Genomic DNA, 13,085 nt, shown 5'->3' with positions numbered 1-13,085 from the left:
GGGTGGGCGATACTGGTTTCGAACCAGTGACCTCTTCGGTGTGAACGAAGCGCTCTCCCACTGAGCTAATCGCCCGGGAACGCAATGAACCATACAGGTCTCGGCGGGTGTGGTTCAAACTCCTTCAAGACGGGCCACCAGCCCTCGGCGTCCCGCCCGCATCATCAGCGCGTGGTTCGCCCGGAACACCACACGTCCCGGCACCGCGAGCAGCCGCATCACCGTCCGGCGCACCTCGACCTCCTGCTCGTACGTGGCACGGGTGCCGGTGCCGTGTGCGGTGACGGTCCAGCGGGCCCAGCCGTCGAGGTCGCCGTCGAGGGTCACTTCGAGCACTCCGGCCGCCGGGTCGCGGCGGCTCTCGCGGACGGTCATCACGAGGTCGTACGGGAGGAAGGAGCGGATCCGCATGGTCCCGGTGGCGTCGTCGACGGTGGCGGCCTCGCGGATCTGCGGCCACCATCGCGGATACTCCTCGGCGCGTTCGAGGACTCCGTACACGACAGCCGGCGGGGCGGATACGTCCCAGATACTCACAAAACGGTAATGGCTCCAGTCCATGGGTCCCAGTCTGCGCGTACTCAGTCCTCCAGCTGAGTATCCGAGCGCATGTCCGAGCCTGTGGGCCGCGCCACACTCCGCTCATGGAACATGTGCCGCCGCCCGCCGAGGAATTGGCGCTCCTCGACCGTGAACTGGCCCGGCTGGACGCCCGCCGGATGCAACTGCTGACCCGTCGTGCCTGGCTGATGAGTGTTCTGCAGCCGCCGGCCACGCCTCCCGCATCGCAGCCCGGACGGCCGGCCCCGGCCGCGTCCGCGCCCTCGTTCCCCTCGGCGGCCCCCGTGCCGCCGCGCAGTGCACAGAATGTGCTGCTGACCCTGGGCGGTCTGCTGCTGACGATCGCGGCGATCGCGTTCACCCTGGTCAGCTGGGGTCAGATGGGGATCGGCGGCCGCTCGGCGGTGCTCGCTCTGGTGACGGTCGCCACGCTGGCCGCCCCTGCCGTGCTGCTGCGCCGTGGGCTGTCGTCGACGGCCGAGTCGCTGGGCGCGCTCGCACTGGTGCTGATGGTGCTGGATGCCTATGCGCTGCACCGGGTGGCGGCGCCGGACACCGGCGGTCCCGGGTTCGCCTCGGCCGCTTCGGCAGTGCTGGCCGTTCTGTGGGCAGCCTACGGTCTGGCACTCGGCAAGCTGCGTCTGCCGCTGCCGATGGCCGTGGTGAGCGTGCAGTTCACGCTGGTGCTGTGGACCTGGGCGGTGGGTGCGCAGGCGTCGGTCTTCGCCGGGGCGCTGCTGTTGACGGCGGCGCTGGACTCCGCGATCGCCCTGCTGGGCAAGGGTGTTGCGGTGCGGGCGACCGCGGCCGTCGGTGGTTGTCTTTCAGGGGCGGCCGGGCTGGTGGTGGCTCTGGCGCTGTCGGTGTCGGCCGGTACGGCGGCGGCGGTGACGCCCGGGGCGCTGCTGCTGGCGGGGGCGGCGGTCGCGCTGTTCGGGGTGTGGCGGGCGCCGAAGGAGTTCGCGGTGGCCGGTGGACTCCTGGCCGGGCTCGCCGTGGTGGCCGGGGTGGGCGGTGCGCTGCGTGCGGGGGCGGCTGACGACTGGTCGGTTCCGGCGTATCTGCTGTGCGGTCTGGTGCTTCTGACGGCGGTACGGGCTCCGCTGCCGCGACCGGTGGGGCAGGGAGTGCTGTGGGCGTCGGGTGCGGTGGTCGCCGGGTCGGTGCTGTCCGCGGCGCCCGCGGTCGCGATGACGCTGCTGGGTCCGGTCTCGCGGTTGACGGCGGTGTGGTCGGGCGTGCCGGAGGGCCGTGCCCGCGGTGCACTGGGGATGGAGGGGGTGGAATGGTCGCAGCTCTCCACGGCTCCGGTGATTCTGTTGGTGGTGGCCGGTCTGACGGGTGCGGCGTACCGCTGGTGGACGTGGTGTGTGCGAACGGCCGGAGCGGTGGGCTCCCCCGGCGCGGCATGGCGGGGTGCGGCGGGTGCGAGTGGCCTGGTGCTCGGCTGGGCGGGGCTGTTGGTGCTGCCCGTCGCCCTGGACGCTCCGTACCCGGTGGCGGTGGTGGTGCAGTCGGTGCTGGTCGCGGCGCTCCTCGCCGTGACAGTACGGGCGGTGCGCCGCGGCGCGGACCCTGTGGCGTGTGCCGCGCTGGTGTGCGCCGTGGCCGGGGCGGTGAGTGCGGGGGCGCTGTCGCTGGCCGTGGAGCCCGCCACCTATGGGGTGTTCGGCGCGCTGCTGGTGCTGTTCGGGGCGGCGGCGGTGAGGACGCGTGCCGATGCGGCACGGGTGACCCGACTGATTCAGGCGGTGCCGGCGTGTGCGGCCGTGGTGTGCGCGATGGTGCTTGCCGGTGCGCTGGGGGCCTCGCTGGAGCTGGCGGCGTACCGGGCCGCGCCGCTCATGCTGGTCGTCCCCACGGTCACGGTCCTGCTCGGGGCGCGGCTGCGGGGCGGGCCGTCGGCGTTGCCGGTCGAGCTGACCGGCGCCGTCGCCGGTGCGGTGGCGGTCGCGATGGCCGTACCGGATGCGCCGTTCCTGGCTCTGGTCCTCGCGCTGTGCGGGGTGCTGGCGGCGGGCACGGCCGTGCGTGCGGAGCGGCGGCCGACGGCCGGGTATCTGGCGGTGTTCCTGTTCGTCCTGGCGACCTGGGTGCGGCTGTCGGCTTCGGATGTGTCGGCCCCGGAGGCGTACACCCTGCCGGTGACGGTGCCCGCGCTGGTGGTCGGTGTGCTGCGGCGGCGCCGTGATCCGGTGGCGTCCTCCTGGACCGCGTACGGGGCCGGGCTGGCGGCGACGCTGATGCCGAGTCTCTTCGCGGCCTGGGTCGACCCGTCATGGGTGCGGCCGCTGCTGCTCGGCGTGGCGGCGTTGGTGATCACGCTGGCCGGAGCGCGGCTGCGGCTGCAGGCGCTGCTGCTGCTCGGTGGTGCGGTGCTGGCCATGGACGCGCTGCACGAACTGGCGCCGTATGTGATCCAGGTCGTGGGGGCACTTCCGCGCTGGCTGCCGCCCGCGCTGGCCGGTCTGCTGCTGCTGGTGGTCGGGGCGACGTACGAGCAGCGGCTGCGCGACGCGCGGCGGCTGAAGGACGCCCTGGGCCGGATGCGCTGAGGAGTGGCCCTGGAACAGCGGCAGGCTGCCGAAGTCCGTTCCGTAGCGCGCGGTCTGCTCCGCTTTGGTGGCGTTGAAGTACCGGCGGTAGTCCAGATATGCGTCCTCGAACTCGGGCCTGTGGACGAGGCGATGAGTTCGACGCACAGCTCGTTCAGTCCGACGACCGCGGACAGGTGGGAGACGCTGACGACGGGTTCGGTGGCGACGGCGAACTTCCCGGTGTCGAAGTCGTACAGGCCGCTGCCCTGGACGAAGCCGTTGGCTGAGCGGCGATCGTCTCCATGGTGCCGAGGACACGGGCCTTCGCCTTGTCCGCCCTGGGTCCGCCGCGTTCCCATTCGGTGAGCCAGGCGGAGACGAGGCCGCTCCAGTCGGTGCCGAAGCCGATGGAGAGGGCGTGCCGGTCGGGCGTGCAGGGCTCGGTACGGATCTTGCGGAGGTCGACGGTCGGGACGAAAACGGTCGAAGCGCTTCGACCCGCACGCGGCGACACGGGCCGGCGGCACCGGATCGGGCCGGGGAAACGCAGAGGGCCCGTGAGACTTTGCAGTCTCACGGGCCCTCTGTCCGGGTGGGCGATACTGGTTTCGAACCAGTGACCTCTTCGGTGTGAACGAAGCGCTCTCCCACTGAGCTAATCGCCCGGGCGCACCGCAAACATTACCCCATGTCAACGGCGCTCTCCGACCACCGTCGGGTCACTCGTGGATCTTCCACGGCATCGTGATCCCGAACTTCCAGACATAGATCCCGACCAGTACGGCGACGATCACCAGCCCGACCACGGTGAGGATGATGTTCCGTCGCCGGACCTTGGGATCGAGCGCCTTCTGCGCCGCCTCGGTGACCTTGCGACGGGTCCAGCGCAGCACCAGCTGCGCCCAGACGAACTCCGTCGCCCAGATCGCCATGCCGCCGAAGATCACCAGCCAGCCGGGCCCTGGCAGCGGCAGCATGATGATGCCCGCCACGACCACGGCGAGGCCGACCACGAAGACGCCGACCTGCCAGCTCACATGGAGCGCCCTGGACGCCTTGATGAAGCCGGGCGCCCGTGATCCGAGCTCCCGTTCCCCCTTCGTCACACCCTCCGTGACGTCCGGCGTCACGTCCCCCGTCACGTCCCCCGTAGCGGGCGCCGGGGCCGCCGGTGCGGCGGCCTCGTCCCGCGCGTCACTCTCCGCATTCATAGACCCCAACCTACCGGAACGGTCTTTGTCACCGGAATGGCCGCATAACCCAAAGTTACACACCGCTGCACGAGCTACCTGAAGCGCCACAAAAAGGTCAGAGGGGTTTACAACGCCACCGTAGGTGGCATGTCGATTTCGCCGACGTGCGAATCCCCGAGCGCACACTGAGCGAAAGGCCCTGGCGCTTATGAACACCACGGTCAGCTGCGAGCTGCACCTGCGCCTCGTTGTGTCGAGCGAGTCCTCACTGCCTGTACCCGCGGGCCTGCGGTATGACACGGCCGATCCGTATGCCGTGCACGCCACCTTCCACACCGGAGCGGAGGAGACGGTCGAATGGGTATTCGCCCGCGACCTCCTTGCCGAGGGGCTGCACAGGCCCACCGGCACCGGAGACGTTCGCGTCTGGCCATCCCGAAGTCACGGCCAGGGCGTCGTCTGCATCGCGCTGAGCTCCCCAGAGGGCGAAGCCCTGCTCGAGGCCCCGGCGAGGGCCCTGGAGTCGTTCCTGAAGAGGACCGACGCCGCGGTGCCGCCCGGCACCGAGCATCGTCACTTCGACCTCGATACGGAGCTCTCACACATCCTGGCCGAGAGCTGAGCCAGATCGAGAGCTGCAGGGCGCCGTCCGACTCGGGGCGACGGTGCCGCGCAGACAACCGCATAGGGCAGACACCGGCGCCGTGACCACGGAAACCACCGTGGTCACGGCGTCGGTGCGATGTGCGCGGGTGCGCACCGGCGCACATCCGGCCCACCGATCTGCGCCTGACATGCCCAGCGCGCCCCCAGTGCCCCCGTACGCCTCCCGCAGCCCCCTGGTGCCCACCTGGGTCGGTAAGGCGCTCCTCGCCGGCTCCACGGGCCCTCTCGGGCTCCTGTGCGTCTTCGCTGAGCCAGTAGAGTCAGCCGGCATCGGCGAGCGCCCGCTCGCCGGAGGCCAGGGAGCGAAAGCGTGCTGATCCCCCACGACACCCGGATCGCCCTCGACACGGTGGTCGATCTGGTGAACACCGCGCCGGAGACCGACCGGCCCGAGGACGAGCGGAACGACGGCCTCGCCGGCGTCGAAGCGCTTTACGAATTCGCCCGGCGCCATCGCATCAGCGGCGTGGGCGACCTCGGCGAGAAGGACCTGCGGGCCGTACAGGACGTACGGACCCGGTTCGCGGAGATCTTCGCGACGCAGGACACCCGGATCGCCGCCGGTCTCGTCAACAGCCTCGTGGCCGCCGCGGGTACCACGCCGCAGCTCAGCAACCACGACGACTACGACTGGCATGTGCATTACTTCGCACCGGACGCATCGATCGCCGACCATCTGGCGGCCGACTGCGGCATGGCGCTGGCCTTCATCGTCGTGGCGGGCGAGCTGGAGCGGCTTCGGCGCTGCGAGGCACCGGACTGCCGGGACGCGTTCGTGGATCTGTCCCGCAACCGCTCCCGCCGGTACTGCTCCAGCCGCACCTGCGGTAATCGGCTGCATGTCGCGGCGTACCGGGCGCGCCGCAGGGAAGCGGCCGGCTGACCGCTCACCGGCCGCTCACAGCAGGAAGAGATCGTGCAACGCGGCCATCAGCAGCAGGCTGCCGACCACCGCGAGGAAGATCATCAGAGGGGGCTGGGACAGCGCGAAGAGGCAGCCACGCGGCTCTTCGTCGGGGGGTGCGGGGGCATCGCCCCGGGAGGTGTCCACCATCTCGGGACGATCATGACGCAGGCAGGACTCCGCTGGCGATCAACACGCCTTTTTGTGACGGGAGTTCACTCTCACCATGACCGAGATGATTCGCTCCGGCGTCCGATTCGCCGTCACACATTCGGGACCGCGGCCGGCTTCCCGCGCCCCCCGTCCCCGTAACGCTCAGCCGAGATCGCGCAACATGCGCAGCTGGACGGCCCGGTGGGCCGATGAGCCGCCCTCGTGGTTGTTCCAGGGGTAGACCTCGATCTCCTTCGGGCCCGCCCAGTGGTTGTAGGCGGCGAAGACCGTCGACGGCGGGCAGACGGTGTCCATCAGCGCCACCGAGTAGAGCGCCGGGACGGTGGCCCGGGCGGCGAAGCTGATGCCGTCGAAGTAGGAAAGCGTACGGAACACCTGCTCGGCGAGGCCGTGTTGGGTGGCGAGGAAGCGCACGATCTCCTGGTACGGATCCTTGTCTGTGATCTCGACGGCCCGCCGGAAGTGGGACAGGAACGGTACGTCGATCAGCGCGGCCTTCACATGCGGGCTGAGCCCGGCCACCGCCTGGGCGATGCCGCCGCCCTGGCTGCCGCCGTGCACGACGATCCGGTCCGGGTCGACGGACGGATGGGTACGGGCCACCTCGACGGCGCGTACCGCGTCGGTGAACACACGCCGGTAGTAGTAGGCGTCGGGGTCGAGGATGCCTCGGGTCATGAAGCCGGGCGACTGCGGGTTGGCGCCGCCGTGCGGGTCGGGCGTGGAACCCGCCGAGTGACTGTTGACCGCGCCCTGGCCGCGGGTGTCGACGAGCAGAGTGGCCCAGCCGGCCGCGGGCCAGACCAGGTGGTCGTGCGGCAGTCCGCGACCGCCGCCGTAGCCGAGGTAGTGGACGACGCACGGGAGGGGACCCTCGGCGCCCGCGGGAACGTTCAGCCAGGCGCGTATGCGATGACCGCCCCATCCCGAGAAGGTCACGTCGTGTACGTCGACCGTGCTCAACGCCCCGTCGTACGGCTCGAATTCGGGGTCGAGCGGGAACGCCGACGACTCGTCGAGGGTGCGCTTCCAGAAGGCGTCGAAGTCGGCGGGTTCACCGGACTCCGGGCGGTAGTCGCGGAGTTGATCCAGAGGAAGGTCGAACAGGGGCACGGCGTCTCCGTTTCGGACATGAGGCTGGAAGGGACGGACTGACAGGAACACGGAAGGAAGCGAGTCCCGGGCGCGGACCGGGGAACCGGGCGCCGGCCCGGTCAGTGCGCCGCCGCGCTGGAGGCGCGCACGACCAGCTCCGGCTGGAGCACCACGCTGCGGTGCTCGTGCGTGCCGTCCTCCTCGTCCGCCTCCTCCAGCAGGAGCTCCGCGGCCAGCCGGCCCATCATGACGGCGGGCTGGCGGACCGAGGTGAGCGGTACGGCAGCGGCGGCTGCGAATTCGATGTCGTCGTAGCCGACGATGGCGATGTCCTGCGGCACCCGCACGCCGGCCGCGTACAGCGACTGCAGTACGCCGAGAGCCAGCAGGTCGTTCGCGCAGAACACAGCGGTCGGCCGGGGTACGAGCCCGAGCAGCCGGGCCCCGGCGTCGCGGCCCGCCGCCACGTCCAGGCGCTCGGAGGGGATCTCGACGAGCGCCTCGGGCCCCAGCCCGGCCTCGGCGAGGGCCGACAGGGCACCCTCCCGGCGGTCCCTGATCTGGTGAAGGTCGCCGGGGCCGCTGACGTACGCGACCGCGCGGTGCCCGGCCGAGACGAGGTGACCGACGGCGAGGGCGCCACCCCGCACGTCGTCGACGGAGACGGCACAGGTCCCGGTGGAGGACGCGACCCGGTCCACCAGCACGAAGGGGATGCGGTGGCGCCTGAACGCCTCCAGATTGCGGCCGGTCGCATCGGCCGGCGTGACCAGCACACCGCACACCCGCTGCTCGGCGAAGAGCCCCAGGTACTCGGCCTCCTCCGCCGGGCTCTGGCCGCTGTTGCAGACCATCACCCCGAGGCCGGCCTGCCGCGCGGCGCGCTCGGCCCCCCGGGCCACGTCGACGAAGAACGGGTTGCCCATGTCGAGGACCAGCAGCGCCATGATCCGGCTGCGGCCGGCCCTGAGCTGGCGCGCGGACTCGCTGCGTACGTACCCGAGGTCCTCGATCGCGGCCAGCACCCTGGCCCGGGTCTCCGGCAGCACCGCTTCGGGCCGATTGATCACATTGGACACGGTGCCCACGGAGACTCCGGCCTGCCGGGCCACATCCTTGATCCCTGCCACACGCGCCACTTGGCCTGCCCTACCTGAATTGTTTCAATCCGACCGGGACGCTAGCCCCATCCCCGTAGAGCGTCAAGGATCACGGGAGCGCGTCAACCATCATCCATGAATCGATTCACCAGTGATTGGCCGCTGCCCCGCCGCCGGTGCCCTGCCTGCGGGATCTCAGATGCCGTGCTTCTTCAGGATGGCCTCGATGTCGCTGAAGTCCTCACCCGCGGCGGTGGTCTGCTGCTTCGGCTTCGCCTGCGGCTGGGCCGCCGGTAGGCCACCCCCGAGGGAGGGCGCCGACACAGCGGGCGCGACGGCGTCACGCTGCGCCGCCCGTGCGGCGGCCTTGCGTTCCTTGCGGGTGCCGACACCTCGGCGTTCGATCGCACGCGTGGTCATGAAGAGCAGCCAGGCCAGCCCGAGCAGTCCGAAGCCGAGCCAGACGCTGGGCTTGAAGGCGATGTCGGAGACCCACTGGACGACCCCGGTGAGCACCAGACCGATCGGGACCAGGGAATAGGCGGCGATCCGGGTCGCGGCCAGGAAGCGCTTCCGGTACGCGGTCACGGCGGCGATGCCCAAGCCCGCCGCGGACACCGCGGAGCAAATGGTCTCGGCAAGCATCGGGGCCTCCAGGCGCGCGGGGAAACGTCCCTTCCATCCTGCACCGCCCACCCGGCGGCTCGCCATGATCCAGGACCACATCAGGGACATTTCAGGGCCAGGATCCTCCCCAGGTGGCCGACCGGAGTCCGGTCGCATACCGAACGGGGCCCGGGCGGATGTCCACCCGGGGCCGGGGCGGATGCCGATTGGGATGCGCACACGGCCCCTGGGAGACTGGATCCATGAGCGATTCCACCCCCGCAGCCCCGGTCGTCCTCGATGTCTGGTGCGAGCTCCAGTGCCCCGACTGCCACCATGCCCTCACCGATGTGCACGCCCTTCGCGCCCGGTACGGGGACCGGCTCGACGTGCGCCTGCGGCACTTCCCGCTGGAGAAGCACAAGCACGCCTACGCCGCGGCGCAGGCCGCCGAGGAGGCCGCGGAGCAGGGCAAGGACTGGCCGTACATCGAGGCCGTGCTGGCCAGGACCGACGAGCTCGGCCGCACGGGCGAGCCGCTGCTGATCGAGGTGGCGCGTGAACTCGGTCTCGACGCCGAGGAGTTCGACACCGCCCTGATCGACGGGCGGCACATGCTGATGGTCGACGCCGACCAGGCCGAGGGCAAGGCCATCGGCGTGACCGGCACCCCCACGTATGTGATCGGCGGCGAGACGCTGGACGGCAGCAGGAATCAGGACGGGCTGCGCGAACGGATCGAGGAGATCGCCGACCGGCTGCTCGCCGAGCAGGCCTGACGGCACCCCCTCGGCAGCCGGCCCCGGACCTGCCGACGGCTACAGGGCCTTGACGAGGTTGTACCGGGTCGCTTCGTAACCGAGCGACTCGTACAGCCGGACCGCCGGAGTGTTGGACGAGAGGACATGCAGACCGATCCGCTCGTGCCCGGCGGCCAGCGCGATGCGTTCCGCCTCGAGCATCAGCGCCCGGCCGAACCCGCGGCCGCGGAAATCCTCCCTCACCTCGACGTCGAAGACGTACCCGACCACCGTTCCCGGGTGCATCTCGAACCGCGACACCCAGACATGTCCCACGGTCCCGTCGTCCTCATGGACCAGGGCGTGCAGATGCGCGCCCTCCGTGGCGAGTCCGTGCGGCAGATATGTCCGGTGGGAGATCTCGGCCTTCCGCATGGCCTCGACCTCCGGGACGCCGCGGGCGATCCAGGTCTCCGCGTAACCGGTGATGGCGCTGCTCTCCCACTGCGCGAACTCCTCCGGCGTCATCGGTCGCCCGGTGACGCCGTCCGGCAGGACGGGAGGGATCTGCGGCAGATCCTTGATCATGTTCTTGCTGCGCTCGGTGTAGCCGAGCGCGGCGGCGAGCCGCTGGCCGGCTGTGTTGTCCGGCTCCACCGAGAGCGCCAGCCGGGAGCATCCCCAGCCGCGCAGCACTTCCTCGGCGGCGAGTGCGGCGATGGTGCCGCGGCCGCGCCTGCGGTTCGGTTCGTCGATCCGCAGGGAGCGGAGCACCCCCGCCGTCGCTCCGAACCCCGGGTCGGTGCCGATCTCGACGGCCCCGACCGGCCGTCCGTTGTCGCACACGTCGTAGACGCGGATCCTCGCGCCGTCGGCGCCTTGCTGGATCGGCCCGGTCGGCCGGAGGGTCGTGGTCATCACCGGTGTTCTATCCGCTGAGCCGCGGTCCGTCACCCGATTTTGCGGATCCGGCCGCGGGACGGATCGGGCTCACGGATCGAGGTCGTTCCCGGCACGCTCGTCGAAGACTCGCATGGCCTTCGCCGTCACGGGTCCTGGCGTGCCGGGCAGCTCGCGGCCGTCGATCCGGTGGACGGCCTGGACGTCCCGCAGGCTCGAGGTCACGAACACCTCGTCGGCGTGCTCCAGCACGTCCATGGGCAGTTCGGTCTCGTGCGCCCCTGCCCACTCGACGACCAGTGCGCGGGTGATCCCGGCAAGGCAGCCGGACGCGAGCGGCGGGGTGTGCAGCCGTCCGTCGAGGACCACGAAGACGTTGGTTCCGGTGCCTTCGCAGAGCTGCCCGACGGTGTTGGCGAAGAGTGCCTCCGAGGCGCCCTGTTCATGGGCGCGGGCGAGGGCGACGACATTCTCCGCGTACGACGTGGTCTTGAGCCCGGCGAGCGCGCCGCGCTCGTTGCGCGTCCAGGGGACGGTGATCACGGCGGTGGTGTCGTGGCGTCGGGTGGATTTCCCGAGGGCGACGACCAGGCCCGCCCCCTCGTTGCCACGGTCGGAGCCGAGCGGGGAGAGACCGCCGGTGTACGTGATGCGCAGCCGTCCGAGCTCCATGGGGTTGGCGTCGATGACCGCGGCGCATGCCCGGCGCACCTCGTCGAGGTCGGGGTCCGGCAGGCCGAGACCGCGGGCCGAGCGGGTCAGCCGGTCGAGATGCCGGGTGAGGGCGAAGGGCCGGCCGGCGGTGGTCTTGACGGTCTCGAAGATGCCGTCGCCCACGGTCAGTCCGTGGTCGAACACGGACACCCTGGCGTCGGCCTCGTCGCGCAGTGCGCCGTTGACCCAGATCCTCATCACGCGGTCCTTCCAGTCTCTCGGTGAGCGCCCGACGCTACAGCGAGCAGCCGGGCCGCCTTCAGCTCGGTCTCGTCCCATTCCCGTTCAGGGTCGGAGCCCCAGGTGATGCCGGCGCCGGTGCCGAACCGGAGGACCGGGGCGACTTCGGTGCGGTCGACCCAGAAGGTCCGGATACCGACGGCGAGGCCGGCGGTGGAGCGGTCGGCGTCGACCCAGCCGATGCCACCGCAGTAGGGACCGCGGGGCGCGGTCTCCAGCGAGTCGATGATCCGGAGGGCGCTGGACTTGGGCGCCCCGGTGACGGAGCCGGGTGGGAACGCGGCGGCGAGCAGCTCGGGCCAGCCGACGCCGTCGGCGAGGCGGCCGCGCACGGTGGAGACGAGATGCACGAGCCCCGGGTGCTTCTCCACCACGCAGAGGTCGGGGACGGTGACCGATCCGGTGGCGCAGACCCGGCCCAGGTCGTTGCGGACCAGGTCGACGATCATCACGTTCTCGGCGTGGTCCTTCTCCAGCAGATCGGCCTCGGTGCGGCCGGTGCCCTTGATCGGTCCGGACTCGACGGTCCGGCCGTCCCGCTTCAGGAAGAGTTCGGGGGACGCGGTGGCGACCTCCACGCCGTGCGCGGGCAGCCGGATCGTTCCTGCATAGGGGGCGGGGTTGCCGAGTGCCAGCAGCGCGGTGAGGGCGTCGACGTCCGCGGCAGCCGGGTCCGGCAGCACCGCGGTCATCACCCGGCAGAGGTTGGCCTGGTAGACCTCGCCCGCCGCTATGTACTCGCGGATGCGACGTACTCCGGCGGTGTACGCGGCCCGGTCCAGGGACGAGATCCAGTCGCCGGCCCGGGGGCCGCGCCAGGCACCGGGCACGGGCGCGGGCACCGGCGCGCTCCGTACGGTGCCGAAGCGGGCGCAGACGAGATCGCCCTCGAAATCGGCACATACGGCCCAGAAGCCGGATGAGTCGAGGGCGGCGGGATCACTGGTCACGTCCTGCAGATCGGACGCGATGAGGCCGTCGAAGCGGGCCATTGGGGCGAGGTCGTGCACGTTGCTGAGTCTAGGACGGCCCGCGGTGACCTGCGCCGGGGCGAACGCACCGCAGCACGCTGCACAAACGCGTTTTTGTACTGGCCCGGGAATCCGCTAGAGTTCAACACGTCGCCGGGACACGCAAGTGAACCGGAAACGACAAGCGGACGTGGCTCAGTTGGTAGAGCATCACCTTGCCAAGGTGAGGGTCGCGAGTTCGAATCTCGTCGTCCGCTCGAAGTGGGGGATCTTTTCCCGAACCCCTGCACTCCTGGTGGAGTGGCCGAGAGGCGAGGCAACGGCCTGCAAAGCCGTCTACACGGGTTCAAATCCCGTCTCCACCTCCAAGGACGATTAGCTCAGCGGGAGAGCGCTTCCCTGACACGGAAGAGGTCACTGGTTCAATCCCAGTATCGTCCACTGGTCCGCAAGGATCCCGCGCGATTAGCTCAGCGGGAGAGCGCTTCCCTGACACGGAAGAGGTCACTGGTTCAATCCCAGTATCGCGCACGCAGTACACGCAGGTTCACCCTGCGCGATTAGCTCAGCGGGAGAGCGCTTCCCTGACACGGAAGAGGTCACTGGTTCAATCCCAGTATCGCGCACCAGCCGAAGCCCCGGTCGTCTCGACGACCGGGGCTTCGTCGTTTCCGCAGTGTGCCC

Annotated in this window: 13 protein-coding genes, 7 tRNA genes and 1 pseudogene; 9 read left to right on the top strand and 12 right to left on the bottom strand. The window is 70.5% G+C overall.

The window, feature by feature from the left end; genetic code table 11:
* Positions 1 to 3: 3 nt before the first annotated feature.
* A tRNA-Val gene (locus tag OHB49_RS33965) sits at positions 4 to 75 on the bottom strand.
* 39 nt (positions 76 to 114) lie between these two features.
* Positions 115 to 561: an SRPBCC family protein gene (locus OHB49_RS33960; RefSeq protein ID WP_030968689.1), complete on the bottom strand. Its 447-nt coding sequence runs from the start codon at positions 559 to 561 to the stop codon at positions 115 to 117.
* A gap of 83 nt (positions 562 to 644) precedes the next feature.
* Between OHB49_RS33960 and OHB49_RS33955 the strand changes: the two genes are divergently transcribed.
* Positions 645 to 3,116 (top strand): SCO7613 C-terminal domain-containing membrane protein, encoded by a 2,472-nt coding sequence (locus tag OHB49_RS33955; RefSeq protein ID WP_329164754.1) that lies wholly within the window; start codon positions 645 to 647, stop codon positions 3,114 to 3,116.
* On the opposite strand, the pseudogene OHB49_RS33950 reads toward OHB49_RS33955, so the two are convergent.
* The 3 genes and pseudogenes from OHB49_RS33950 to OHB49_RS33940 form a co-directional block, all read right to left on the bottom strand.
* Positions 3,117 to 3,561 (bottom strand): annotated as a pseudogene (locus OHB49_RS33950) (exo-rhamnogalacturonan lyase family protein); the annotation flags it as partial.
* Positions 3,562 to 3,691: 130 nt separating this feature from the next.
* Positions 3,692 to 3,763 (bottom strand) — tRNA-Val (locus OHB49_RS33945).
* A gap of 54 nt (positions 3,764 to 3,817) precedes the next feature.
* Positions 3,818 to 4,309, bottom strand: coding sequence for a TIGR02611 family protein (locus tag OHB49_RS33940; protein ID WP_329164752.1), 492 nt, complete (start codon positions 4,307 to 4,309; stop codon positions 3,818 to 3,820).
* A gap of 190 nt (positions 4,310 to 4,499) precedes the next feature.
* On the opposite strand from OHB49_RS33940, the gene OHB49_RS33935 reads away from it, so the two are divergent.
* Positions 4,500 to 4,913 (top strand): SsgA family sporulation/cell division regulator, encoded by a 414-nt coding sequence (locus tag OHB49_RS33935; RefSeq protein ID WP_003959770.1) that lies wholly within the window; start codon positions 4,500 to 4,502, stop codon positions 4,911 to 4,913.
* Positions 4,914 to 5,267: 354 nt separating this feature from the next.
* Positions 5,268 to 5,840, top strand: coding sequence for a CGNR zinc finger domain-containing protein (locus OHB49_RS33930; protein WP_329164750.1), 573 nt, complete (start codon positions 5,268 to 5,270; stop codon positions 5,838 to 5,840).
* 15 nt (positions 5,841 to 5,855) lie between these two features.
* Here OHB49_RS33930 and OHB49_RS33925 read toward each other — a convergent pair whose 3' ends face one another.
* The 4 genes from OHB49_RS33925 to OHB49_RS33910 all read right to left on the bottom strand — a co-directional run bounded on the left by OHB49_RS33925 (position 5,856) and on the right by OHB49_RS33910 (position 8,875).
* Positions 5,856 to 6,011, bottom strand: a complete 156-nt coding sequence (locus OHB49_RS33925; RefSeq protein ID WP_176902249.1) for a hypothetical protein — start codon at positions 6,009 to 6,011, stop codon at positions 5,856 to 5,858.
* A gap of 165 nt (positions 6,012 to 6,176) precedes the next feature.
* Positions 6,177 to 7,148 (bottom strand): acetylxylan esterase, encoded by a 972-nt coding sequence (locus OHB49_RS33920; RefSeq protein ID WP_329164748.1) that lies wholly within the window; start codon positions 7,146 to 7,148, stop codon positions 6,177 to 6,179.
* Between the two features lie 101 nt (positions 7,149 to 7,249).
* Positions 7,250 to 8,269 carry a LacI family DNA-binding transcriptional regulator gene (locus OHB49_RS33915; RefSeq protein ID WP_030968676.1) on the bottom strand — a complete coding sequence of 340 codons (1,020 nt, stop codon included), beginning with the start codon at positions 8,267 to 8,269 and terminating at the stop codon, positions 7,250 to 7,252.
* 156 nt (positions 8,270 to 8,425) lie between these two features.
* Positions 8,426 to 8,875: a hypothetical protein gene (locus OHB49_RS33910; protein WP_030968674.1), complete on the bottom strand. Its 450-nt coding sequence runs from the start codon at positions 8,873 to 8,875 to the stop codon at positions 8,426 to 8,428.
* Positions 8,876 to 9,099: 224 nt separating this feature from the next.
* Here OHB49_RS33910 and OHB49_RS33905 point away from each other — a divergent pair, with 224 nt between their 5' ends.
* A complete protein-coding gene (locus OHB49_RS33905; RefSeq protein WP_313936361.1) occupies positions 9,100 to 9,615 on the top strand; it encodes a DsbA family protein in 516 nt (171 codons plus the stop codon).
* A gap of 39 nt (positions 9,616 to 9,654) precedes the next feature.
* Here OHB49_RS33905 and OHB49_RS33900 read toward each other — a convergent pair whose 3' ends face one another.
* The 3 genes from OHB49_RS33900 to OHB49_RS33890 all read right to left on the bottom strand — a co-directional run bounded on the left by OHB49_RS33900 (position 9,655) and on the right by OHB49_RS33890 (position 12,422).
* Positions 9,655 to 10,494, bottom strand: coding sequence for a GNAT family N-acetyltransferase (locus OHB49_RS33900; protein ID WP_329164746.1), 840 nt, complete (start codon positions 10,492 to 10,494; stop codon positions 9,655 to 9,657).
* A 72-nt stretch (positions 10,495 to 10,566) separates the two neighbouring features.
* Positions 10,567 to 11,388 (bottom strand): aminotransferase class IV, encoded by an 822-nt coding sequence (locus OHB49_RS33895; protein WP_030968668.1) that lies wholly within the window; start codon positions 11,386 to 11,388, stop codon positions 10,567 to 10,569.
* The gene (locus tag OHB49_RS33890; protein WP_329166713.1) at positions 11,388 to 12,422 is read right to left on the bottom strand and encodes a chorismate-binding protein; all 1,035 of its coding nucleotides are present in this window, start codon (positions 12,420 to 12,422) and stop codon (positions 11,388 to 11,390) included. The genes OHB49_RS33895 and OHB49_RS33890 overlap by 1 nt, the downstream gene beginning before the upstream one ends.
* A gap of 163 nt (positions 12,423 to 12,585) precedes the next feature.
* On the opposite strand from OHB49_RS33890, the gene OHB49_RS33885 reads away from it, so the two are divergent.
* From OHB49_RS33885 to OHB49_RS33865, 5 genes are all read left to right on the top strand, one after another.
* Positions 12,586 to 12,658: transfer RNA gene (locus tag OHB49_RS33885), tRNA-Gly, on the top strand.
* Between the two features lie 37 nt (positions 12,659 to 12,695).
* Positions 12,696 to 12,769: transfer RNA gene (locus OHB49_RS33880), tRNA-Cys, on the top strand.
* A 1-nt stretch (position 12,770) separates the two neighbouring features.
* Positions 12,771 to 12,842 (top strand) — tRNA-Val (locus OHB49_RS33875).
* An 18-nt stretch (positions 12,843 to 12,860) separates the two neighbouring features.
* A tRNA-Val gene (locus OHB49_RS33870) sits at positions 12,861 to 12,932 on the top strand.
* 23 nt (positions 12,933 to 12,955) lie between these two features.
* Positions 12,956 to 13,030, top strand: a tRNA-Val gene (locus OHB49_RS33865).
* The last annotated feature ends 55 nt before the right edge of the window (positions 13,031 to 13,085 follow it).

Origin of the sequence: Streptomyces sp. NBC_01717, from assembly GCF_036248255.1 — a bacterium.
GTDB lineage: Bacteria > Actinomycetota > Actinomycetes > Streptomycetales > Streptomycetaceae > Streptomyces.
Note: the sequence above shows the minus strand (reverse complement) of the source record. Positions and strands in the feature narration are given on the sequence as shown.

Bases quoted from the DNA above. Each gene is read 5' to 3' on its own strand.
- OHB49_RS33960 (WP_030968689.1), bottom strand. From the start codon at position 561: ATGGACTGGAGCCATTACCGTTTTGTGAGTATCTGGGACGTATCCGCC.
- OHB49_RS33955 (WP_329164754.1), top strand. From the start codon at position 645: ATGGAACATGTGCCGCCGCCCGCCGAGGAATTGGCGCTCCTCGACCGT.
- OHB49_RS33940 (WP_329164752.1), bottom strand. From the start codon at position 4,309: ATGAATGCGGAGAGTGACGCGCGGGACGAGGCCGCCGCACCGGCGGCC.
- OHB49_RS33935 (WP_003959770.1), top strand. From the start codon at position 4,500: ATGAACACCACGGTCAGCTGCGAGCTGCACCTGCGCCTCGTTGTGTCG.
- OHB49_RS33925 (WP_176902249.1), bottom strand. From the start codon at position 6,011: ATGGTGGACACCTCCCGGGGCGATGCCCCCGCACCCCCCGACGAAGAG.
- OHB49_RS33910 (WP_030968674.1), bottom strand. From the start codon at position 8,875: ATGCTTGCCGAGACCATTTGCTCCGCGGTGTCCGCGGCGGGCTTGGGC.
- OHB49_RS33905 (WP_313936361.1), top strand. From the start codon at position 9,100: ATGAGCGATTCCACCCCCGCAGCCCCGGTCGTCCTCGATGTCTGGTGC.
- OHB49_RS33900 (WP_329164746.1), bottom strand. From the start codon at position 10,494: ATGACCACGACCCTCCGGCCGACCGGGCCGATCCAGCAAGGCGCCGAC.
- OHB49_RS33895 (WP_030968668.1), bottom strand. From the start codon at position 11,388: ATGAGGATCTGGGTCAACGGCGCACTGCGCGACGAGGCCGACGCCAGG.
- OHB49_RS33890 (WP_329166713.1), bottom strand. From the start codon at position 12,422: ATGGCCCGCTTCGACGGCCTCATCGCGTCCGATCTGCAGGACGTGACC.